Here is a 24,228-nt window from a genome sequence, read left to right as displayed (position 1 = left end):
ACTTTACTTATTTTGAAGGAGACAAGGATTTATAACCAAACTTTAGAAAGAAGGAGCCAGATGAAATTAAACAATTATAACAGGTTTTGGAGGATGCATTTTTATGCTGCGCTTTTTATTACACCATTGTTAATTACGTTGACACTAAGCGGTATCGGCTATTTATTTTATACAAATGCAGAGAATGCTTTATATGACGATTTGTTTTTTGGTGACAGTGGCAAAGAAGAGACATTCACGTTGGAAGAAGGAATATCCGAAGTAAATAATACCTATGAAGACTATACAGTATCAAAGGTAATTATGTTGGACGAACCTTATAATAAAAGGTTAACTTTAACAGGTAATACTGGAGATGAAAAATATGTTTTTTTGGATGATAATAATCAGATAGTCGGGGATCAAAAGGCGGAATTCACATACTCCAATGTACTTCGGAATCTACATAGTTCTCTATTTATTGGAGGAACATTGGTAAACTATCTAATGGAATTAGCAGCATGCTGGGCTATTTTTTTATTGTTATCTGGTATTTATTTAACTTTTAAGGGAAAAGCACTTCAAGTAAGAAATACCCAGAATAGACGGCAGAATAATAAAAGAAATCATGCTCTTATCGGTGTAATTATAACTATACCAATGGTAATAATTATTTTCACTGGTCTGCCTTGGTCTGCATTTATGGGAAGCCAAATTAATAAACTAGGAGAAAGCTATCCTGATTTAGGAAATACAGAGATGAGATACAATCCCCCTACATCCGATGTAAATGAAATACCATGGGCAACCAGAAGTCAACAAGAACCAATTTCTGAACAACATGAAGATCATAAAGGGCATGCAGGCCATCATGAATCAGGAGCAAGAACACCTAATGATATTTCTAATCAATTGTCTGTTGAAGAAATTAGTAACAGAGCTGATGAAGAAGGAATAAGTAGACCATATTCTATCATTTATCCAACAGATGAGCTAGGTGTATTTACCGTTTCTAAAGGAAGCAATTCTGGTATCACTGGTCTGGATGTTTCCCCTTATGAAGAAACAACGAATTATTTCGACCAATACACAGGTGATTTGCTTGGAAAAGTAGATTATCAAAATTATGGGGTTATTGGTAAATGGTTTACCTGGGGAATTCCATTACATGAGGGACACTTATTTGGCTGGCCAAATAAAATTATTAATTTAGCTGTTTGTCTTGGCTTCTTAACACTTATTTTACTGGGATTCATGACATGGCTGAATCGCAAGAAAAAAGGCAGCTTGTCTGCTCCAGTCAAAGTATCTAAAAAACTTTCTATTGGTTTTGTCAGTTTAATGGTGATTTTAGGTTTAATCATGCCACTTTTCGGTATTTCGCTTATTTTGATCCTTATATTAGAATTACTTCTAAATCTCATGGACAAGCGGAAAAAGGAATTTTCCTAATTTAAGGATTCAGAATCTAAATAGAGTAGCTGAATTTTGTTTCTTGTAATTAAAACATTGATACTACTCAACAATAAACGTCTATAAATTATATTTATTACGTCACTGAAACCCTGAGGATTTGTTTCAGTGACAGAGAATTATCAGGAGGTTGCTAGTATTGAAGAAAGATTAGAAACGTAAATAGATAACCTATTTGGCGCTGGCATATGTATGTAGGGATTATTATAGCGCCATTTTTAATGATTCATGCCATTACAGGTTCTGTTTATTTATTCAAGCCGCAGGTTGAAAAATTTTTATACGATGATTACTATACTGTAGCTGATCAGGGAGAAAAGCTTATCCATTCGAAAGTGGTAGATACTGTAAAGGAAGAATGCCCTAATTCAGATGTAAACAATTATCGGCCATGTGATGCTGCTGACCGTTCCGCCGAAGTAAAAATTAATGATTGGTGGCCACGAAAAATGCGAATGGCAGGAGTACTTTATCCAAGGTTAAAATCACGAAAAAGAACCTTTATACGTGTTCTTCATGTTGTACCAGGATTTTGATTGTCACTGGCAATTATTTTTTTGTTTTCACCAGATTGTTGTGGACAGGAAATTGAGGTACAACCTTTCAAACATGGAATACGAATGCGGGCGTCGGTTATCCACCAAGTATTTGGATGGGCAGCGCCCCTAGTTCAGATGTAAAAATAAAAGATATTGCGGATGTGCTATGGGCCGCGGAAACAATAGAAGTGCTACATTGAATCAAAGAGATTATCTACTCTCAAACAGAAGATGGCGTATATACATTTCTGTCTTCCCTCCAAAAGCAAAAGATGAAGCAACAATGCATATTGATCAGTATAGTGGGGAGATTTTAGCAGATTATCTGTATGATAATTACGAACCGTTAGGTAAATTGATGTCTTGGGGAATCACTGTTCATAAAGGATTGGAATATGGGTTAGCTAATCAGTTTATTGGGCTGTTTGTATGTTTAGGAATTATGCGATTAATCATTGAAGGGTTAATTCTCTGGTGGGAACGTAAACCAGAAGGACATTTCGTGCACCAAAATTAATAAGTATTTTAAAATTACGTGGCATATTGATAATATTAATCGTCTTTGCAATCATTTTTCCGCTATTTGGACTATCGGTTCTGGTAATCTTTTACTTGACTGGTTTGTCATCCGGCAAATCCCGAAACTCAGAAAATGGTTCTTTGGTTCCTCTGAAAAAGGAGGAGAGATTTCATGATAAAAAGAATCAGTGTAGGATTGTTTGGCGTTACAATGTCCATAATATTAATAGGTTGTTCTTTTCAAGCAGTAGATAAAGGTGTCACAAAGAAATATTATAAGAAAGAACCTTTAGAAATCAATGTACAAATACCTCAAAATATTGTTAAAGAAGAGAATACAAAGTTGGAAATTGAGCTATCAGAAAGTGGGAAAGCATTAACCGATGTAGATGAAATATCTGCAGAAATATGGGAGAAAGATTCTGAGAAGGTACTGGAGCCATCTGTTTGAAAAAACATTAAATAGCAGATATGAGATAGAGACGCTTTTTGAAAAGGATGGTGTATACAATATAAAAATACATGCAAGATACAACAATTCAAACGTTATGCTGTATTTGGCAAGTAAAAAATGTATGAAATGGCATTTAAAAATGCATGCCACTTGTCGCCTCCAATTATTGCTGTATTAATGATTCTTTATAACGAAAACTCTCACCGTTAAAAAGTAGTAAATGTGAATGATGAATAAGTCGATCAATCACAGCCTCTGTTAATATTGGATCCCCAAAAACATGATTCCATTGTCCAAATTGAAGGTTGGTAGTAATCACCAAGCTTTTGTTTTCATAACACATAGATATCACCTGAAACAATAACTCTGCACCTTCTTTGTGAAGAGGAATATAGCCTAGTTCATCTAATATAAGTAAATCCAGTCTTTCAAGCTGTTTAATCAGCCTGGGGAGGGAACCATTTTGGTTCGCCTCTATTAATTTATTTGCTAAAGATGCCAACGTAAAGAACTTCACTTTGGTGCCATACCTATGTATGGCATTTAAGCTAATTAATGTTGCCAAATAAGTTTTCCCTGTGCCGACTCCACCATATAAAATCAGATTTTCCTTTTCATGAATAAATTCCCCTTGGAGGATCTTATCACGATCAATCCCTTGAGGGATTTGAATATGTTCCCATTGAAAAGGTTGGTCGCCTGTCTTTGGTAATTGTGCTTGCTTTAGTAATAAGTTCACTTTTCTTTCCTCTCTATTTTCAACCTCCCTTTCAAATAATTGAAGAAGATAGTCATAATTATTTTCAGCTTTAATTTCATGGTAATGCTCTCTTATCCAACTTAACTTCAAGCGTTTGGCATGTGCTTCAATTTGCTCTTTCATCAAGATACACCTCCGCTTTGAAGTAAAGAATCATAATGAGAAAGCCCTCTGGTTGCCGCAGGCATAGTTGGTAGATTAATAGCTGGACTTATCTCCTTATATGTATTGCTTTGATTTATTACAGTGTAAAAACAATGCTTGATTTGATCCGTACTTGGATGGCCATGAGATGAAGCCATCGTAAGAGCTTCATTGAGTAATGAAAAATCATCATTCTTTAAAAGTTCTCCTAATAGGCGTAAAGCATTTTTTTGTTCTTCTTCTGTACAGTTCTTTAAATAGTCCGTCCAAATAGATGGAAACTGGTTGTAAATACTTGAATATTTTATAGCTCTTGGTCGTTTGGACAATAAATCTAGATAAGGCTGCCAAATCATAGATTTCCGCCTTACACCATAGAGTCTGGTGTGTTTGGCAATCACTTCGTTATCTTCGTTCAAAATGGCAATTTCGTTATAAGTAATACGGACTCTAATTTTTTGTTGCGCAAACCTTGGAGATGTCGAATATTGTTTTGTATCTACATTGACGATTCCATATTTGTCTGATTTCAATTCCTCATATCGAGCACATTCAAATCCCTTTTCAGGCAACATAAGAAAGCTATTTAAATCCTCTTCAAACAATTTTGACTGAAGGATCTTTTTATCGTAATGTAGTCGATCACGATCTTTTTCTGCCATTTCCCATAATGTTTCATTGAAATGATCAACGTTTATAATCCTATTTTCCGGTAATAAAAAGTTGTTTCTTACATATTTCACCATGGCTTCTACATGGCCTTTTTCATTGCCTTTACCTGGATTACAAAACTCATACTGAAAACCAAAGTGTAATACAAAGCGTTCAAATGTATCTGTTAATTCACGTTCCCCTTTAGAAAATATTTTGTTCACTGCAGGGGATAAATTATCAAATCGTATCGTCTTCGGAACCCCGCCCATATGTTGAAACATCCGTTGTAAACCTTCCAATAAGCATTCTGTATTTTCCGAAGGAAAAACTTGAAAATAAAAGCTATTACTATACGGAAACGACATCACTAAGTACGGTAAATCGATCGTTTCTGAATCATAGTTAAATGGCCCAGTTCCAAAGTCAACTTGAGCTGTACCTGGTATAGATTCAAGAGGTAAGGCTGCTTCTGTCATCGATTCCTTTAATTCCTTTTTTCTTTTGGATACATAATCGCGTACAGTGCGGTCTGACCCTGTAAAGCTATGAAAATCTCTTAATTGCTCATACATTTTTTTAGCTGTTCTCTGATACTTCTTTTTCTTCTTTAAATCTTCTTTAATCCACTTATCTATAATGGGCTTAACTGGCTCCATTACCCGTGCTTTTCGTTTTTGCTTTTTCTTTCTTTTGAACTCTTCCTGATTTGCATACTTACTAACTGTACGTGGGTCAACTTCCATTCTCCTTGCCACATCGGCATAGGATTCACCTTTTTGATTTACCTCATGTCTGATATAATCAATTTGTGCCACTGCTAACATCTCCTAATAACCTCCTGTCGAACGTTGTTGGTCCAACGAGGAGTTTAAAGTTATTTGGAGGAGTTGGCAAGTGGCGTATTTAATTTATGTATGCCCTACGGGCCATACATAAATTAAATGCCAATCCCTACATTATTAGTTTGCCATAAACACGTTATGCTAACAAAACAATTTATTGTAGAAGATTATAAGGAAGTAGAGGATGTTGACGAGCCAGAAGATTCAAATGAGGGACATGAGCATCATCACTAAATAATAAAGTATGTTGCTTTTTTTAATTTTAATAGATAAATGTTAAATAAGCGACATTAATGAATATAAAAGGGCACTGTTATAAGTGTTTTTTTATATTCATAATATATCAGCAGATTCTTTGTATTACTAAGCAATGATTTTAATAAAATCAACTTTTATTTGGTTTACCACTACAGAAAAATATTCAAGAGGTAGAAACTACTTTTAATAAAAAGCACAATCTGATGTTAATTAGATTGTGCTAAATTTATGTCTGAAATTATTTTAAAGATTTTATTTGGAACCACTAGCAATATCTATTCAAATACTAACAATACTGCACTTTACATTTTAAATCTGTTAAAACATAACATTATCACTATTTAATCTCAAGTTTGATCGGTATATGCATTTCCGTCAGGATATGAAGCTAAAAATACAGCTGTTGCTGCAATTTCTTCCGGCCTTACAAAATGAGGTAGAGCTAATTCTACTTTTTTACTGTTTCTAAACTCTTTACACATCATTTTGATACATGTATAAACTGAAAATCGAGAAAAACATAGATACCAGCCCCGATGCTTTTTTTAGGTTTAAATTACGACAAAACTTCTAAAACGAATCGGGATTTCACATAATCCTTGAGATAAACATCGTGGCAATACCAAAGTAAATAAGCAAGGATAGAATGTCATTAATTGTTGTGATCAGCGGTCCTGAAGCAACGGCAGGATCTGCTTTACACTTATAAAGAATCAGCGGAATAATCGTTCCGGCGAGCGTTCCGATAATCAACGTAGCCAAGAGTGAAACACCAACGACAAATCCAAGCATCAAGCTTCCTCTCCATATATAAGCGACAATTGCAATGATAATCGCGCAAGTAAGTCCAATGATAATTCCTACCAATAGTTCTCTCCATAAAAGCTTAGTAGCTTTTTTAAAATCGAGTTTTTCTGATACAAGTCCGCGAACGACAACAGCAAGTGATTGTGTGCCAGTATTTCCAGTCATTCCTGCAATCATTGGCATGAAAAAAGCTAGGGCAACTACTGCTTCTAATGTTTCTTCAAAACTTTCAATGATTCCCCCAGAAATCAATCCAATAAATAATAATAAGATAAGCCATGGAAGCCTTTTTCCAGCTGCTATGAGCGGACGGGTATGGAAATCAATTTCTTTTCCAGATGCTGTAAGTTTTCCTATATCTTCATCAGCCTCCTGATGAATGACATCAATAATATCTTCTACATGAATAATCCCCATCAATTGTTTCCATTTATTCACGACGGGAATCGAAACAAGGTCTTTATCCCTGAAAACTTTGGCTGCTTCTTCTTGGTCCAAATTTGCTGGGAAATAAATAAGATTCTTTTTCATAATATCCGCAAGTTCCTCCGTATCGCTTGCGGCTAATAATTCACGCACCGATAATACACCTGTTAACTGTTGATCTTCATCAATCATATAGACATAATGAATATTCCTTTTTCCTTGTACCTGTTCTCTTAAATGAAGAATAGCTTGCTCTACTGTACAAGTTTCTTGCAAAGCAACGTACCCTTGTTTCATTAACGTTCCAGTTGTTTCGTGTTCATAAATGCTGTGATTCATATTGAGAACCTCCTTTTAAAGATGCTCTCCCCAAGGTGAGGGGATTTTCTTTTCAATTTTTGTGCATAACCTACTCTCAAAGGGGTCAGTCATCCCCACCACCTCCTTTCGTCTTAGAAACGAAATCCTCACAAGTTTTTTTACCCGAACAACGAAAAAACATCCCTCTCCACAAAGAAGGATGTTTAACATTTGCGACTGCATAATGCAGATCACTCAAGCGTCACCACACAAAGTGCGTATAAAGCCTAAGTCATTTTATAATGAATAAACCTCCTTCGCAGAGCTTTAGCACTATGTGGCGTAGGAAATATATCCAGCTACATTAAAAACCACCTTAAGTCGATGGTTCCTGTTGACCCATTGGAGTCTTTCGACATTTCTGGGCAGCAGCATTTCTCCACATAGGAGCCTCACCTAGCGAGGAATTCGTATATGACTATCCTCATCTAGTGTAGAAGCCATCAAAACAATTGTCAAATCTTTTTATATCAGAGATAAGTCAGTACATTAAAAATAACCAGAGATATGATCCCGTCCTCTGGTTATTTGAATGTCATTATTTAAAATTTTAAAGCATTTCCCTTCAGTCAAGTCACTCTTATAGATGCTCCTAATAACTCCCACTCCTTCATTTTAAAACAGGTATCAGACTAAAATTAGATTTAATTATATTTACTTCGATATTTTAAAGGTGTTATTTTGTATATATCCTTAAAAGCAGCTCCAAATTTACTTTGACTTTTATATCCCACTGCCGAAGCGATTTCCCCAATACTTTCTTGAGTTTTAAGTAACATAGAAGCCGCTTTTTTGATACGATACGCTTTCATATACTCCCCAATAGAAACACCGTATACTCCTTTAAAAATAGTCTTTAATGCAGTAGGACTGATGTGATATTGTCTTGCTAGTTCATCAATCGTAAATCTCTGTTCAAATTGTTCCGTCATCATCTTTTTAATCTGTTTGATAATGTCAACTTCTTGCCGGACAAAAAAATTGTTTTGCTGCTCTTTAGCTGTATCAAAATAATAAAGGTAAATTAAAATTTCCAGAACCTTCAGCCTGTAATAGGTATCTCTAGCCTCAACTGGTATAGAATACATACCTTTAAAGATATGTTGAATATTCTCTTTTGCTTGTATAAAAAAGCATTCATCGTTTTCAAAAAAGCGGTTAACAAGACCCCGTACATCAATTTCCATATCGGGGAGATGCTCCGATAGTTGACCTGTAAACTTATCCAGATCAATCGTAACGTTTATACCTTTATAGTATTCTAAGGGGAATTCAATACAATTACTGTGATTCCTCATCGTATTCATAAACAAATCACCTTCCCCTATGTATTGCAAACATCCATCCTTCATTTTACATTCAGCACGTCCTTCAAGGCAGTGATTTAACTCTAAAATATTCATGTTCAGATGAGCTGTTGGTACAAAAGCGCTGGTCTGAAAATTAAAGATGGTTACCTCAACTCCAGGGAGTACAGAATGAACAGACGCGGTTCCTTGTCCCTTACTTGGATTCAACTGATAAACAACATGTTGATTATTTTGTATTAAATTCATATCAGCATTGATATGTGAGAAAAAAGAACTGTTCATGATATTTATACCTCCTTAAATATTGATTTTTTTCTTATGAGAATACGATGTACGTTGTTGATTACAAAATGAAAACTGCTTTAATTTTTATACCTATCCATTAAATAAACATTTCTACAGTTCTTATAAATTTGTTCCAATCAGCCATAATTCTAGCCCTATCGGTCTTTCCTTTCCAAATATGTAGAGAGTGAAAGATAAAGTCATTATACTAGAATTTAGATACAATCAAATGATTGCTTGATTGTTTTATAGTTTGATTGTATAAAAAATAATAAAAAGGAGCAATTACTTTATGAAGAAAACTTATAAACTACTAGATGTGGACTGTGGCAATTGTGCAGCGAAAATTGAACATGGTATTAGCAAGCTAGATGACGTTACCGATGTAAAGGTCAATTTCATGGGTCAAAGAATGATTCTTGAGGCGCCAGATGATAAATTCGATGCAGTATTTAAACAAGCTAAGAAGATTATAAAGAAAATTGATTCGGGGGTGTCGATAGAAACTTAAGTTGTTAAATTTTCACGTCCATTTAATACAAAACGAAATACAATGTTTGAGTCAGTAGCAGTTTTACAGTTATAACGGTTGCTGACTCAAATATAAGGAGGATACAAACATGTCCGAAAAAGAAAAGAGAAGATTGCTACGTATCCTTATTGCATCTGCAGGTTTTGTAGCAGCATTTATCTCTAATTTAGATGGTCTTTCCGAATTTCTAGTATTTTTTATCCCCTATCTCATCGTTGGAGGAGACATACTCTGGAAAGCAGCAAGAAATATCATTCGAGGACAGGTCTTTGACGAAAACTTCCTAATGTCAATAGCTACGATTGGAGCTTTCTGTCTTGGAGAATATCCTGAGGGTATTGCTGTTATGTTGTTTTTCCAAGTAGGTGAGTTATTTCAATCCTATGCAGTTTCAAGATCACGCAGGTCAATATCCGAACTGATGGATATTCGACCCGACCATGCTAATGTGCTTAGAAATGGAGAAATGATACAGGTTGACCCGGAAGAGGTACAAATTAATGAGAGTATTGTAGTGAAACCTGGAGAGCGAATCCCTCTGGATGGAATAATAACAGATGGCTTCTCTACAATAGATACTTCAGCACTAACAGGTGAGTCTGCTCCACGAGATGCGCAAAAAGGAGAAGAAGTAATCAGTGGTTGTATTAACCAAACTGGTAAATTGACCGTTCAAGTAAACAAGGAATACGGCCAGTCTACAGTAGCAAAAATACTCGAATTGGTTGAAAATGCATCTGATAAAAAGAGCAAAAGTGAAAATTTCATTACAAAATTTGCCCGATACTATACCCCGTTTGTTTTTTTTGCCGCACTAATTCTAGCAATTATTCCGCCGCTTGTCATGGGGCAACCGTTTGACATCTGGATTGAAAGAGCTCTAATCTTCCTTGTCATTTCTTGTCCTTGTGCCTTAGTTATTTCGGTACCACTCAGCTTTTTTGGCGGAATCGGTGGGGCATCCAAATCTGGCGTTTTGGTGAAGGGATCCAATTATCTTGAGGCTTTGGCCAACACAGAAATGGTCGTATTTGATAAGACTGGTACACTAACAAAAGGTAATTTCATTGTCAGTGAAATATATTCTAAAAAAATGTCCAATCAAGAGTTATTGGAATTGGCAGCGTATGCGGAGGATTATTCTAACCACCCCATCGCTCAAAGTATCAAACAGGCATTTGGAAAAACGATTGATTCTTCCCGTATTAAGGATATCAAAGAAGTCGCTGGTCATGGAGTGAAATCAGTAATTGACGGAAAAGTTGTGTTTGCGGGTAATGCCAAACTTATGAAACGAGAACACATTTCCTACAATGAAAGAAAACTTGTTGGAACTGCAGTTCATATTGCTGTTAACAATGAATACATGGGATATATCCTTGTTGAAGACGAAATTAAACAGGACGCTCCACATGCAATAACAGCTCTGAAATCCGCAGGAATCACGCAAACTGTCATGCTAACTGGGGATGCAGATTCGGTAGGGAAAAAGGTTGCAACTAAGCTCAAACTAGATAAAGTATATACGGAGCTGTTGCCTGCAGATAAGGTTGAATACGTGGAAGAGTTAATGAAGCAAAAAAACGAAAAAAGAAGTCTAGCCTTTGTAGGTGATGGCATCAATGACGCTCCTGTTCTTGCACGTGCAGATATCGGTATTGCTATGGGGGGATTGGGTTCAGATGCAGCTATTGAAGCTGCAGATGTTGTAATTATGACCGATGAGCCGTCCAAAATTGCTACAGTGATGAAGATAAGCAAAAAGACACTCCGTATCGCTAAACAAAACATTGTTTTTGCATTGGGTGTTAAAGGGATTGTATTGATTATGGGAGCTATAGGCATGGCAACAATGTGGGCAGCTGTATTTGCTGATGTCGGAGTATCCGTTTTAGCAATTCTAAATGCAATACGAGCACTCAACATAAAAAAATTCAACACGCCAGTACAGTTTTCTCAAAATCAAGAGGAAGGAAATCGAAAAGGAATAGTAGCATAGTGTAATGGGAGTATTAAATGGAAATTCTGCAGGTAATACTCCCATTTTTATCATTAATCTAAAGGCCTTTCAAGGGACAACTCATATCAAAATAATCATCAATCATTTGATGAACTAGACGAGCTTTTTCGCTATCAGCAAGAGAATAGTAAACTTCTTTACCAACACGTCTACTTTTAATTAAACCATGGAGTTTTAAAGATTTTAAATGATGAGAAATCGAAGCGGGGCTCATGTCAAGTGCAGCTGAGATATTATGTCCACACTCTTCACAATGACAGAGTAACCAAAGTATTCGAAGGCGGGAACCATCACAAAGCTGTTGAAATACAGCAGCTCCCTCCAAAAAAAATTGAACATCGGGCATTTGTTCTAAAATATGGCTCAAATTTTTACTGTGATCATGAAGTATTTCTTTATTGTTTATCTTCGTCACCCCATTAATCAAACAATTATTTTATTAAACAATCTTTTCATTAAAAGTTTAGGTGTTCCTCAGCCCCTTGTCAAGGAGATGTTTTCGGCAGTTTATTTTAATCATCATAACGCTTATGACAACCTTAAATTGATTGTTAAAAATATGATCGTATAATGGTTTACTTTTTAGTGAAAATTTATATTTTTGGATGATATCATCAAGTCAAAAGTAGCCATTTTTTATTATGTTCCATATTTCTTTATCATATTAAAAAAGATAGATATTTGAATTATTCAAGAGGCCTTTCTGAAAGATTAATGGAAAAAATCATTAGAAAGGATGTGAAAGACATGTATAAACTAGTTTTAATAAGACACGGAGAAAGTGAATGGAACAAAGCAAATTTTTTTACAGGTTGGGGCGACAGTAGTTTTACTCAATCCTTGAAGCGCACCATAATGGCGTTCGTTAAGCTGCCAAGCTTTATATACAGGGATCCATAGCAAGTCCATTTCTTCAAGCACATAATCTAGTGTTTTAATGGCACGTTTTAAATATGAAGTGTAAGCGACATCAAAAGCAAATTGTGCTTCCTTAAGTAATCTACCTGCATTTTGTGCTTCTTCAATCCCTTTATCCGACAAGTCAATATCTGTCCGTTATGTAGAAGAACAAGTTAAATTATGGCGTAGAAGTTATAACGAATTGCCACCTGCTTTGACTAAAGACGATAAACGGTATCCAATCTATGATGCTAAATATCGTGATATTGATGACGAATTTATTCCCTTAACAGAAAGCCTCAAGGAAACAGCAATACGTGTTAAATATTACTGGAATCGAGAAATTAAAACACAGATAAAAAAAGGTAATAATGTACTTATTGTTGCACATGGTAATAGTCTGCGGGCATTGCTTAAATTTTTGGATAATCTGACTCCTGGGGAGATCATTGATCTGGATATACCAACTGGCGCTCCGCTAGTATATATGCTTGATAAACAGTTGCATCCTGTAGATAAATACTATCTTTGAAGCAGAGTTATAATAGAAGAAATTGCTCTGCAAGATGGTTAAAGCAAATCAATTTTTGATTTGGCGAAGTAATTGCAGTCTCTTAAAAATATTGATTATATTAAATTTAATAATAAGGTTTTATCTCTCCAACTTAATATTAAGTTGGAATTTTTATTTTAAAAAAGTATCTCCTATATATTTGTTACATCAATTCTAAGCTTTATCAATATTAGAAAAAAATGTGATAAAGCATAGTTCATGGATGTCGAGAAGCTTCTTTCCTATCCGTGCCAATATGTATCTACATAATTGTAGCTATTTCACACAAAGTTTTGCAAATTTTGTATGCTACTTTTTACACGATAAATGGGATGTTCATCCGTTTCTTTGTATTCGCTCAATATATACTAGCATCCAGTATTTGGTGTTTTTAAATTTTTGCTCATTAAGATTCAGCTACAACTGTTTTGTGATAACGCCCGTCTGTCAACAATACGTTACGACGGGTACCACTCACTGTTTATTTCCCCTTCCGTATACCTGGTTCATTGTTATCTACTAATTGGAAAGCACCAGTAAGTACACAATGAATGCCGTATTCGAAACGATCATCGAAGCTATCTTCGTACATGGAAGTTAGTACTCGAGAAAACGCTGGATACTCGTCTGTAGCAAGTGTTTTCTGTAACTTCGAGTCGGAATAAGCGACTGAGTCTCCCTGTTCTTCTTGTACGAGTCCAAATGTGAAGTAAGCCAACGTCCAAAATATGCGAACAGCTTCCCTATGGGGAAGGTGAAGTTGGAGCAGTGCCGATATGATTGCATCTCCAATCCGCAACGTGTTTGTTTCGTACACGGTTGTACCAGTCACCAGCTTAGCGCCATCACGGTGTGTCAAAAGAACGGATCGAAGACGTCGTAAAATTTCCTTAGTACGTTCTTCTGGTTGCTCAGGCAACTCATCAAGGGACAGCTCGGAAAAAATCGTATCGGCCATCAATTCAATCAGGCGGGATTTCGTCTTGACCTGCCAGGACACGGTGTTTAAATAAACACCAAGCCGTTTGGCTACAGCGCGCAGTGTGACCGCTTCAAGCCCAGATTCGTTCAAAATATGGAGTGCAGCCTGAATGACGTCGGATTGAGTGGTACGAGTAGAACTCATAAGTTGTCATCCTCTCTAGGAACTATGATATTTTCTATCCAAAATTGGCGTAAATAGCCAATAATCTGAGGTCATTATATCATAAAATGGATTGTTGTGCAGTGACACAGGAGTCAAGAAAATTTTAAAATAAAATTCATTTACAAATAAGATTTTTCCTCCTTCAAATTGTACTAGAGTCATTCTATAAATATGCATGTCTATAGTCGATCATCTGGAAACTTATTGCTTATAAATTAATCACTAATTAGAGCTGTTTTATTGGTCAGTGACCATATTTTAATTGACTCTTGGTCGTTGAACAAGTATAATTTTAACTGAAAAACACTTCATCAATATGAATAGTATATTTGTGGAGAGAAAGGAGCTCAAAATGAAGCTAATGACTCAAAAAATAAAGAGGAAACAATTGTTAAGGCACTTTAGCGGGAGGAAAATAAAATGAAGCTATCGAATACATCGACGCGAATTGCTTTATTTTCCAAAGTAGCTCCTCTAGGAAAAGCGCTTTCTCCAGTTACAAAGCCGCTACTAGGAGCTACGTTGATTGAACTGCTTTCAGCGGTATTTGCAGTGCTACCTTATGTGCTGATTGTGCAGGTCGGTAACGAGTTGCTGTCTCCCGCACCAAATGCAGGGCTAGTTTGGACACTGGTTCTATCGGCAGTGGCCTGTCTTGTGTTACATGCTGCTCTATCGATGGTGGCCCTTACAGTGACGCACTTGACCGACGGCACACACCAGTGGAGATTGCGACGGGAATTGGTGGCTAAACTCGGTCGATTACCATTAGGGTGGTTCTCCGTGAACAATGCTGGTCAGGTAAAGAAAATGCTACAGGACGATACACATGCAATCCATTACGTGATCGCTCATTCCGTTCTCGACCTTGTCTCAGGACTTGCCGTTCCACTCTTGAGTTTTATTTATTTGTTCACGGTTGATTGGCGTCTCGCGATTATTGCGTTGGCACCTCCACTTACGTATTTTATTATCTTTGGTGTTGTCACCTCGCGTTCTTCCGGTGTGACAAGGGGTATCGGAGAAATTTCAGGAAGGCTATCCGGCAGGGTGATCGAGGTGCTCGAAGGGATTCAAGTCATACGGGCTTTTGGTCAGACTGGAAAGGCTCACCGACGCTATAGCAATACCGTAGATGAGTACATCTCTCGAACGGTTGATTGGCTATTGCCGTTGTCAAAGTTGCAGGCAGCAATCAGTGTCTTGCTTCAACCGATTACCTTCTTACTACTTATCCTGATGGTCGGAACAGGTTTTATTGCCACTGGTCGGATGGAGCCATTGACAATTTTGCCGTTTTTACTACTTGCACTCACCATGGGTAATCCGGTTCTTCGTCTCGGTAATGGGATGTCTTCATTGATGGAGGCGATGGAAGCCGCCAAACGGCTAGAGAATATGCGTGGTTTGTCAGAGATTGAGGAGCCAATGAATCCTCAAACCCCTGACGCCGGTCAACTCGATGTGGAATATAAGAACGTTGTATTTAGTTACAAAGAGGGATACCGTGCAGTGGATCATGTCAGTTTTGTCATGCTTCCTGGCACGATAACTGCTTTGGTTGGTCCCTCAGGTTCGGGGAAGTCGACGATTGCGAAGCTGTTGCCCCGCTTTTATGATCCTCAAAGCGGCTCGATTGCGATTGGTGGTGTACCTATCCGGGAGATGGATACATCCGAGTTGTATCGGAAAGTGGGATTTGTATTTCAGGATGTTCGTCTACTGCAGGAGACGATTCGTGACAACATTCGTCTCGGCAATCCTGATGCTAGCGAGGAAGACGTCATAAGGGTGGCGCGGGCGGCACGTATTCACGATCGGATTGAGCGGTTGCCCCGAGGCTATGATTCTATCGTCGGTGTGGACGCTCGGTTATCTGGAGGAGAGGCGCAGAGAATTTCGATAGCACGAGCATTGCTTGCGGATGCACCAATTATAGTGATGGACGAAGCGACCTCAATGATTGATCCCGAGTCTGAAGCGGAGATCCAGCATGCCTTGACATCGCTAATCAAAGGGAGAACGGTGCTAGTTATCGCCCATCGTCTGCATACTATTGTAGGTGCTGATCAGATTCACGTAGTTGACGATGGAAACATTGTGCAGCGTGGCACGCATGAGGAACTCATCTCGTCGGACGGTCTGTATAGTCGATTGTGGAAAGCTTATGAACGAACAAAGGAAGGTAGGGGAAAGCAATGATTAAACAGTTATTCCAAATTGTCGGCGAAGACCAGCGTGGACTGTTCCGACGCTTCGTTGCTCTAGTCATTCTGTTTTGTATCGCGCAGGGAGTGTCGTTTCTTCTCCTTCTACCGATTTTGAATGCAATATTTGATCCAGGATCTTCTGATTTGTGGATATGGATTGTCTGTCTTGTTTTCTCCGCAGGGATAGCTATCATTTGCAATTATTTTAGCTCTGTAATCGGTGTGCACCTGTCACTAGGTATCTCGTCTCGACTGTATCATCGGATTGGGGACCATATAGCGACTCTTCCACTCGGCTGGTTCAGTCAGCAACGAACAGGAACCGTCACTCGAACAATCAGTAGTGGTACAGATAATGTGGTGCTCGTATTCGGATTTTTGATGACACCAATGCTTAACGGGATTATCACGCCATCCGTGCTCACGTTAGGTATGCTAATTATCGACTGGAGAATCGGAATCGCCTTCTTAGTAGCTATTCCGTTCCTTTGGGGGATGAACCGACTTGGTCGGCTGTTCTATCGTAAAGGAGATGGTGGTATGGATCGAGCGGCAGCTGCTGCAAACGCCCGCATAATTGAGTATGTCCAAGCCCAGCCTGTGCTCCGTGCTTACGGATACGTCGGTGATGCTAACCAGTCATTACAGAAAGTGTTGCTACAACAACGTCATACAAGTAACCGACATTTGAAGTCAACAATTCCAGGCTCGATCATCTTCCGTATCGCGGTGCAACTTGTGTTGCTACTTGTCGTGATAGCGATTGTGCCACTGGCTCTCGGTGCTCAGATTTCGCCTGCGACCGCGATCGCACTTATTGCCGTAGTCGCACAGTTTACCTCTTCTGTTTCAACAGTGGCAGATTTGGGAGGCGGCATTCGAATGGCCCGGTCCTCACTGCGCAAGATAGCTGATATTTTAAATGCGAAGCCTTTGCCCGTTCCTGATAAACCAGCACGTCCTAGTTCGCAATACGAAGTGCGGTTAGAGGGGGCCAGTTTCGGCTATGATAGCCATTCTCCCGTTATTCAGAATGTATCGTTTTCGGTTCCGTCTAAGACCACGGTTGCGATAGTAGGTCCTTCTGGCTCTGGCAAGAGCACTCTGATTAAGTTGATTGCCCGATTTTACGACGTTGATTCTGGGCGTATCGATTTCGCCGATAGCGATATCCGAGAGCTTGCTACAGAAGATCTGATGCAGCATATATCTCTCGTGTTTCAAGACGTTTATTTGTTCGATGATACCATATGGGAAAATATCCGCATCGGCAACGAACAAGCAACAGACGAACAGGTGCTACGGGCATCTCGAATCGCGCAGGTTGAGGAGATTATCCGTAGGCTTCCCGCAGGCTGGGATACCAACGTTGGAGAAGGTGGACACAGCTTGTCTGGAGGTGAACGACAGCGAATTTCGATAGCACGTGCAATTTTGAAGAATGCACCAGTTATTTTGCTGGATGAGGCGACGAGCGCAATTGATCCAGAGAATGAAGCAGCATTTCTGGAAGGATTAGCTGAAGTGACCACTGACAAAACGGTGCTTATGGTCGCCCATCGGCTCTCCACGATTCAAGGTGCCGACCAGATCGTGTTTCTGCGCGAAGGAACTGTGACGGAGATAGGTAGCCATGATGAGTTACTCAAGCTCAATGGAGATTACGCCGCTTTTTGGCGGGAGCGAGCCAAGGCTTCTTCATGGAGCATCACCTGATCACTCAATCTTTAAATTGAAATGAGAATAAATATCTTATTCAATTTATTTAAAATAAAGTTTTGGAGGTATGATTTATGTCAAGTACAGTATTAGAAATTAAGAATCTTCATGTATCCATTGAAGACAAAGAGATATTAAAAGGAGTGAATCTAACGGTTAAAAGTGGGGAGTTCCATGCCATCATGGGACCAAATGGTACAGGTAAATCTACATTGGCTTCTGCAATCATGGGACATCCCAATTATGAGGTAACAGAGGGAACTATCACACTTGATGGGGAAGATGTATTAGAAATGGAAGTAGATGAGCGTGCTCGTGCCGGACTGTTTTTAGCAATGCAGTACCCAAGTGAAATCAGCGGTGTAACTACTTCTGACTTCTTACGTTCTGCGATTAATGCAAAACGTGAAGAAGGCGATGAAATCCCTTTGATGAATTTCATCAAAAAATTAGATCGGGATTTAGAATACCTTGATATTGATAAAAATATGGCAACACGTTATCTGAATGAGGGTTTCTCTGGCGGTGAGAAAAAACGTAATGAAATATTACAATTATTACAATTTCATCCAGATATTGCAATTCTGGATGAAATTGATTCAGGATTGGATATCGATGCACTAAAAGTTGTATCAAAAGGAATCAACCAAATGCGTTCGGAGAATTTAGGATGCTTGATTATTACTCACTACCAACGTCTATTAAACTATATTACACCTGATTTTGTACACGTAATGATGCAAGGACGTGTTGTGAAATCCGGTGGACCAGAACTTGCAAAGCGTCTTGAAGCGGAAGGTTATGAGTGGGTCAAAGAAGAATTAGGAATCGAAGACGAAGAAACTACAGAACAAAACGCGTAATGTAAGGAGGGGTAATCATGTATGTAGAGACAAAGCTTCCATTCAATCAAGAATATATTCAAGCAATTTCCAAAGATCGCAATGAACCCGGCTGGATGGCTACGCTTCGTTCAAAAGCTTTGGAAATGGCTAATTCATTAGACATGCCGAAACCAGATAAAACAAAAATTACAAACTGGAATTTTACAGATTTCCAGCATTCCAATAAAGAAGCAGTAAAAATTACTTCTATTGATGAACTGCCTGAAGAGTTAAGAGCATATTTTGATGGTGATGCCAGTATGGAGAATCTGTATATTCAGCGTAATCAAACAGCTGCATATAACAGTCTATCACAGGAGCTTCAGGATAAAGGTGTTATTTTCACAGATATTTTTACAGCAATTAATGAGCATAGTGAGCTGGTAGAAAAATATTATATGAATGATGCTGTTGCAGTAGATCAGAACCGTTTGACAGCACTTCATGCTGCACTTATGAACGGTGGGGTATTTGTATACGTTCCTAAGAATGTACAAATAGAAGATCCGCTTCAAGCAATCTTCTGGCAGGAGGACACAGACAGTGCACTGTTAAATCATGTGCTTGTTGTAGCAGAAGAAGGCAGCTCGGTCACTTATGTAGAAAACTATATTTCTCATAATGATACGGAAGAAACTGTTGCTAATCTTGTAACAGAAGTATTTGCTCATGATAATGCACAAGTTGCTTATGGTGCAGTAGATAACTTTGCAGAAGGTACAACTACTTATGTGAATCGTCGTGGTGTTGCCAAGCATGATGCAAGAATTGATTGGGCGCTTGGACAAATGAATGATGGAAATACGGTTTCAGAAAACATTACCTACCTGATGGGGGAAAATGCTGCTTCGGACGCAAAAGCAGTATCTGTCGGCCGAGGTAAGCAGACACAAAACTTTACGTCCAGCATTCGCCAGTTCGGAAAAGCAACAGATGGATATATCCTGCAACGTGGCGTCATGAAGGGTTCTGCCTCAACCATTTTTAATGCTATTGGTAAAATTGAACATGGTGCAACAAAAGCAAATTCTGAGCAAGAGTCCCGTGTATTGATGTTAAGTGAAAAATCCCGTGGAGATGCCAATCCAATTCTTCTGATTGATGAAGATGATGTAACAGCAGGTCACGCTGCTTCTGTAGGCCGTGTGGATCCATTGCAAATGTACTATCTTATGAGCAGAGGACTAGAACGTGAAGAAGCAGAACGTTTAGTAATTCATGGTTTCTTAGCTCCAGTGGTGGCTCAACTTCCAATTGAGTCTGTACGTAAACAATTAACACAAGTGATTGAAAGGAAAGTTTATTAATGGATATAAAAGCCATTAAAGAACAATTTCCAACTTTTCACCAGGAAGTAAATGGACATCCCTTAGTTTATTTACATTCCTCTGCAATTCCGCAAAAGCAGATTCAGAGAAGTTGGGAGATATAGGTAGTTTCCGAATTTCCTGGTGGATTAAATATGCGACACTCGCTCGGAAGGCCATGGAAAAGGGTGTACACAACAAATAAGACAGAAGCTTTTATTCTGTCCGAGGGAGGTTATTAACAATGGCAAAAAATATGCCGGAAATAGAAGAGTATAAATATGGATTTCATGATAAAGACGTATCTATTTTCCGTACAGAAAAAGGATTAACGCCAAATATTGTTAAGGAAATTTCGAAAATGAAGGAAGAGCCGCAGTGGATGCTTGACTACCGTCTGAAGGCATTAGAGCATTTCTACAAGCGTCCAATGCCGCAATGGGGCGGAGATCTCTCAGGTTTAGACTTTGATGAAATTGTTTATTATGTCAAGCCCACTGAAAAGCAAGGAAGAAGCTGGGAGGAAGTGCCTGCAGAGATTAAGCAGGCTTTTGATAAGCTGGGTATACCAGAGGCTGAACAAAAATATCTTGCTGGTGTATCTGCACAGTATGAATCAGAGGTTGTTTACCACAGCTTAAAAGAAGATCTTCAAGAGCTTGGTATTGTATTTAAAGATACAGACACTGCACTGAAAGAAAACGAAGAACTATTTAAAGAATACTTTGGAACGATTGTTCCTTATTCTGATAATAAATTCGCTGCATTAAATTCTGCGGTATGGTCTGGCGGTTCATTTATTTATGTACCAAAGGGCGTAAAAGCAACAACACCATTACAAGCATACTTCCGTATTAACTCCGAAAATATGGGACAGTTTGAACGTACGCTTATCATTGTTGATGAAGAAGCATCTGTACACTATGTAGAGGGCTGTACAGCACCAGTTTATACAACAAACTCTCTTCATAGTGCTGTTGTAGAAATAATTGTTAAAAAAGATGGCTACTGCCGTTATACTACAATTCAAAACTGGGCGAACAATGTGTATAACCTTGTTACAAAACGTGCTGTTTGTGATGCGAATGCAACAATGGAATGGATTGATGGAAACATTGGTTCTAAGCTGACGATGAAATATCCATCCATCCTTCTAAAAGGAGAAGGTGCACGAGGAAATACACTTTCTATCGCTTTAGCAGGAAAAGGACAATTACAAGACGCCGGTGCGAAAATGCATCACTTGGCTCCAAATACGTCTTCTACTATTGTTTCTAAATCTATTTCTAAACAAGGTGGGAAAGTATCTTACCGTGGTTTAGTACACTTTGGACGTAAAGCGGAGGGGGCTCGTTCCAATATTGAGTGCGATACACTAATAATGGATAACGAATCTACTTCGGATACGATCCCATACAATGAAATTCTAAATGACAATATTTCCTTAGAACACGAAGCAAAAGTTTCGAAAGTATCTGAGGAACAGCTTTTCTATCTAATGAGCCGCGGTTTAACAGAAGTAGAAGCAACAGAAATGATTGTTATGGGCTTTATTGAACCATTTACAAAGGAACTTCCAATGGAATATGCAGTAGAAATGAATAGATTGATCAGCTTCGAAATGGAAGGTTCCATTGGATAACTTTTAATAAATCCTGTTACAGTATCATGTGTAGCGGGACTTCCCTCATTTAAAAATTAGATAGCTATATCATTATGTTGCCTTAACGCATAATAATTTCCTTGAGGGAAAACATGGTCGTAATGTAAAACGAATGGGGATTTTATATTGAAAATAGGGATGATAAAAATTCATAAAATATATATGTCTTTAATCCCTAAGTAATTGTTTTTACTATTTGAAAGGTAGATTAATATTGTATTTTCAGAAACTGAGGATTATTTTTTAAGTTAGATAAGAGGGAATAAAAATGACAAAAAAACAAAAGTTATTACTTTTTTCCATGTGTTATATGGTTTTGTTTAATGCAATGAACGTAACCATGATGAATGTTGCGATTCCGGAATTCAGAAAGGTATTTGCTTTAACGCCTTCTGAAGTAAGCTGGATTACAGCTATTTTCAGTTTGTTCAACGGTATTGCAGCAGTTGTTATTGGAAAAATGTCTGATAGATATCCGATTCGTCACTTGTTTGTTATCGGAATAGCTATTTTTATGACGGGTTCTTTGATTGGGTTCATGAGCCCGAACTATTCATTCATCATTGCGGCCCGAATCCTTCAGGGGATAGGAGGGGGGACTCTCCCTACGTTAAGCCTAGTAGCTGCCGCACGATATTATCCAGAAGAAAAACGCGGTTATGCGCTTGGCATGGTGTTTGCTATGGTGTCGCTTGGAAGTGCAATTGGTCCGATGCTGGGTGGATTTTTAACAGATTCTTTCGGATGGGGCAGTTTATTTTTGATATCGTTTTTAAGTTTAATTACGCTTCCATTTTATCTTAAATATGCACCGAAAGAGGAAGTCAAGACAGGCAGGCGTTTTGATCAGGTGGGAGCCATTTTATTCATGCTAGCGATTACGTCTCTGTTGATGGGAATTAATGTGACAGCTTGGCTATTTATCTTTGCTGTAGTCTTTTTTGTTCTGTTCGTCTGGCAAGCTCAACGTGTAAACGAGCCATTTATTAAAATTGCCATATTGAAAAATGTCCCATTTAGTCTCGTCCTTTTCATGGGTTTGTTAAACTCCATTGCTTATATGGCAGGAATTTTCATTCTTCCTTTAATGCTTGCAGAGGTAAATGGATTGTCAACTAGTTTGATTGGTCTTGTTTTGTTTCCAGGAGGGGTGATGACAATCATTTTAGGTTCGCAGATTGGATTATTAATTGCTAAACGGGGAAATCGGTTTATGAATCAATTAAGCTTTATCTGTATGACCATTGTTTTTCTGGCTCTTTCCACATTTGTTGGAGGCTCTCCAATTTGGATATCTGTACTGCTAATTGTTGTATGCTTAGGCTTTACTGCGAATCAATCAGCTCTTACCAATCGCATATCAGAAATTTTACAGCCCAATGAAGCTGGTACGGGTACAGGATTATTCACCTTTATGATTTTTTTAGGCGCAGCAATTGGCTCGGCATTGTTTAGCCGTTTTCTTGAACTCAATAGTGGACAATGGAATATGTTAAACGAGTCTGCTCATCCTTCATACAGCAATGCTTTCATTCTTGCGGCCATTACGGTGATATTGGCAATGGTAGTGCTTGCTTTGGAGAAATCAGTGACAAAAAGACAGAAAATGAGAGTAGATGATAAATCCCTTAAAAATAGACTTAATGCATAAAGCTACCTAAATCATTCTTTGCTTCATTAGGAGAAGCAAGCGTATCATTTGAGTCAATCCTACTAATATGGCTTTTTTCAACATAATTAATCCAGTGCGGTAACTTAACTATTAAAATATTTATGTATAAAAAAGATTTGAATGATGGACAGAACTATAAAAATGTTTGTTTATTCATTAGTGCTTGTCTCTATTCGATATCGGCTAACATACCAAGAAAGATTTTTTAGTGTTATTATGGCTAAGTTCATGAACTAAAATAACCATTAAAAAAGAAACTTAGATTAAGTGTACTCTTTTTTAATGATAATGATTATCATTACCATTTTAGGTGATAACATGATGGTTATCAAAACAGGGTGTATATACAGTAAAAACTAATAGCGGATAGCTATAAAATTATTGAGGAGGATGATAAAGATGTATAATATGTTATTTCAATCACATTCAGGCTTGTGGGAAATCACTATCTTGCTTTTTATCATTTCATTTATCTTATTGAAAATGGGAAAACCTAAGAGTAAAAAAATAACGCAAATGATATTACGTCTGTTTTATGTAATTATGATTATTTCTGGGCTTGGAATGTTAATTACGCTCAACTTCCCATGGTTGTATGTTATCAAAGGTATTTTAGCACTATGGCTTATATGGATGATGGAACTAATTCTTTCTAAATCAGTTGTAAGAAAGGAGAACGGTCCTTCTACAAAAAGTTATTGGACTCAATTTATTATTGCTTTAGTCTTGGTTGTATTGATTGCTGCCAAAATCATTAGTTTTTAGCTTATCGTTCTTTCTTTGATGAATTTCAATGAATTAAGTGGACTCA

General features: G+C 37.9%; 19 protein-coding genes, 2 pseudogenes and 1 riboswitch. Of the genes and pseudogenes, 14 read left to right on the top strand and 7 right to left on the bottom strand.

The features are described 5' to 3' along the window. Positions 1-60: 60 nt before the first annotated feature. The 4 genes from BN1068_RS17715 to BN1068_RS17705 all read left to right on the top strand — a co-directional run bounded on the left by BN1068_RS17715 (position 61) and on the right by BN1068_RS17705 (position 2,961). Positions 61-1,431 (top strand): PepSY-associated TM helix domain-containing protein, encoded by a 1,371-nt coding sequence (locus BN1068_RS17715; RefSeq protein WP_077604194.1) that lies wholly within the window; start codon positions 61-63, stop codon positions 1,429-1,431. A gap of 209 nt (positions 1,432-1,640) precedes the next feature. Further along, positions 1,641-1,988 carry a PepSY domain-containing protein gene (locus BN1068_RS24070; RefSeq protein ID WP_254846825.1) on the top strand — a complete coding sequence of 116 codons (348 nt, stop codon included), beginning with the start codon at positions 1,641-1,643 and terminating at the stop codon, positions 1,986-1,988. Positions 1,989-2,187: 199 nt separating this feature from the next. Next, positions 2,188-2,508 (top strand): PepSY domain-containing protein, encoded by a 321-nt coding sequence (locus BN1068_RS24065; protein ID WP_254846824.1) that lies wholly within the window; start codon positions 2,188-2,190, stop codon positions 2,506-2,508. 174 nt (positions 2,509-2,682) lie between these two features. Further along, positions 2,683-2,961, top strand: a complete 279-nt coding sequence (locus tag BN1068_RS17705; protein WP_077604193.1) for a hypothetical protein — start codon at positions 2,683-2,685, stop codon at positions 2,959-2,961. Between the two features lie 166 nt (positions 2,962-3,127). On the opposite strand, the gene istB is transcribed toward BN1068_RS17705, so the two are convergent. The 4 genes from istB to BN1068_RS17685 all read right to left on the bottom strand — a co-directional run bounded on the left by istB (position 3,128) and on the right by BN1068_RS17685 (position 8,807). After that, on the bottom strand, positions 3,128-3,847 hold the full coding sequence (gene istB, locus BN1068_RS17700; RefSeq protein WP_064467641.1) for an IS21-like element helper ATPase IstB: 720 nt from the start codon (positions 3,845-3,847) through the stop codon (positions 3,128-3,130). Continuing rightward, complete coding sequence (gene istA / locus BN1068_RS17695) at positions 3,847-5,346, bottom strand: IS21 family transposase (RefSeq protein WP_077112926.1); 1,500 nt, start codon at positions 5,344-5,346, stop codon at positions 3,847-3,849. Before istA ends, istB begins: the two co-directional genes overlap by 1 nt. Positions 5,347-6,210: 864 nt before the next feature. After that, positions 6,211-7,194 carry a magnesium transporter gene (gene mgtE, locus BN1068_RS17690; RefSeq protein ID WP_077604192.1) on the bottom strand — a complete coding sequence of 328 codons (984 nt, stop codon included), beginning with the start codon at positions 7,192-7,194 and terminating at the stop codon, positions 6,211-6,213. 266 nt (positions 7,195-7,460) lie between these two features. After that, a riboswitch (M-box (ykoK) riboswitch) is annotated at positions 7,461-7,626 on the bottom strand. 233 nt (positions 7,627-7,859) lie between these two features. Beyond that, positions 7,860-8,807, bottom strand: a complete 948-nt coding sequence (locus BN1068_RS17685) for a helix-turn-helix domain-containing protein (RefSeq protein ID WP_077604191.1) — start codon at positions 8,805-8,807, stop codon at positions 7,860-7,862. A gap of 295 nt (positions 8,808-9,102) precedes the next feature. Here BN1068_RS17685 and BN1068_RS17675 point away from each other — a divergent pair. Next, a pseudogene (locus BN1068_RS17675) lies at positions 9,103-11,341 on the top strand (heavy metal translocating P-type ATPase). A 58-nt stretch (positions 11,342-11,399) separates the two neighbouring features. Here the strand turns inward: BN1068_RS17675 and BN1068_RS17670 are convergent. Beyond that, the gene (locus BN1068_RS17670) at positions 11,400-11,777 is read right to left on the bottom strand and encodes an ArsR/SmtB family transcription factor (protein WP_246145292.1); all 378 of its coding nucleotides are present in this window, start codon (positions 11,775-11,777) and stop codon (positions 11,400-11,402) included. Positions 11,778-12,076: 299 nt separating this feature from the next. On the opposite strand from BN1068_RS17670, the gene BN1068_RS24350 reads away from it, so the two are divergent. Beyond that, complete coding sequence (locus tag BN1068_RS24350) at positions 12,077-12,262, top strand: histidine phosphatase family protein (RefSeq protein WP_368483304.1); 186 nt, start codon at positions 12,077-12,079, stop codon at positions 12,260-12,262. Here the strand turns inward: BN1068_RS24350 and BN1068_RS17665 are convergent. Further along, positions 12,179-12,412, bottom strand: a pseudogene (locus BN1068_RS17665) (2,3-bisphosphoglycerate-dependent phosphoglycerate mutase); the annotation flags it as partial. The gene BN1068_RS24350 and the pseudogene BN1068_RS17665 overlap by 84 nt on opposite strands. Before the next feature lie 52 nt (positions 12,413-12,464). On the opposite strand from BN1068_RS17665, the gene BN1068_RS17660 reads away from it, so the two are divergent. Then, a complete protein-coding gene (locus BN1068_RS17660) occupies positions 12,465-12,794 on the top strand; it encodes a 2,3-bisphosphoglycerate-dependent phosphoglycerate mutase (RefSeq protein WP_246145291.1) in 330 nt (109 codons plus the stop codon). Positions 12,795-13,296: 502 nt separating this feature from the next. On the opposite strand, the gene BN1068_RS17655 is transcribed toward BN1068_RS17660, so the two are convergent. Next, the gene (locus tag BN1068_RS17655) at positions 13,297-13,941 is read right to left on the bottom strand and encodes a TetR/AcrR family transcriptional regulator C-terminal domain-containing protein (RefSeq protein WP_077604186.1); all 645 of its coding nucleotides are present in this window, start codon (positions 13,939-13,941) and stop codon (positions 13,297-13,299) included. A 441-nt stretch (positions 13,942-14,382) separates the two neighbouring features. On the opposite strand from BN1068_RS17655, the gene BN1068_RS17650 reads away from it, so the two are divergent. The 7 genes from BN1068_RS17650 (at position 14,383) to BN1068_RS17620 (ending at position 24,182) form a co-directional block, all read left to right on the top strand. Continuing rightward, positions 14,383-16,164, top strand: a complete 1,782-nt coding sequence (locus BN1068_RS17650) for an ABC transporter ATP-binding protein (RefSeq protein ID WP_077604185.1) — start codon at positions 14,383-14,385, stop codon at positions 16,162-16,164. Continuing rightward, complete coding sequence (locus BN1068_RS17645; RefSeq protein ID WP_077604184.1) at positions 16,161-17,888, top strand: ABC transporter ATP-binding protein; 1,728 nt, start codon at positions 16,161-16,163, stop codon at positions 17,886-17,888. Before BN1068_RS17650 ends, BN1068_RS17645 begins: the two co-directional genes overlap by 4 nt. 77 nt (positions 17,889-17,965) lie before the next feature. Next, entirely contained in the window at positions 17,966-18,754 is a 789-nt protein-coding gene (sufC, locus tag BN1068_RS17640; protein WP_077604183.1) for a Fe-S cluster assembly ATPase SufC, read from the top strand. A gap of 17 nt (positions 18,755-18,771) precedes the next feature. Then, positions 18,772-20,082, top strand: coding sequence for a Fe-S cluster assembly protein SufD (gene sufD, locus BN1068_RS17635; protein WP_077604182.1), 1,311 nt, complete (start codon positions 18,772-18,774; stop codon positions 20,080-20,082). Between the two features lie 244 nt (positions 20,083-20,326). Beyond that, entirely contained in the window at positions 20,327-21,724 is a 1,398-nt protein-coding gene (gene sufB / locus BN1068_RS17630) for a Fe-S cluster assembly protein SufB (RefSeq protein WP_077604181.1), read from the top strand. 289 nt (positions 21,725-22,013) lie between these two features. Then, complete coding sequence (locus BN1068_RS17625; protein WP_077604180.1) at positions 22,014-23,396, top strand: MFS transporter; 1,383 nt, start codon at positions 22,014-22,016, stop codon at positions 23,394-23,396. A 420-nt stretch (positions 23,397-23,816) separates the two neighbouring features. Further along, the gene (locus BN1068_RS17620) at positions 23,817-24,182 is read left to right on the top strand and encodes a DUF1516 family protein (protein WP_077604179.1); all 366 of its coding nucleotides are present in this window, start codon (positions 23,817-23,819) and stop codon (positions 24,180-24,182) included. Positions 24,183-24,228: the final 46 nt, after the last annotated feature.

It is taken from the genome of Oceanobacillus sojae (genome assembly GCF_900162665.1).
GTDB lineage: Bacteria > Bacillota > Bacilli > Bacillales > Amphibacillaceae > Oceanobacillus > Oceanobacillus sojae_A.
The sequence above is the reverse complement of the archived record's forward strand: the minus strand, read 5'-3'. Positions and strand labels throughout refer to the sequence as shown.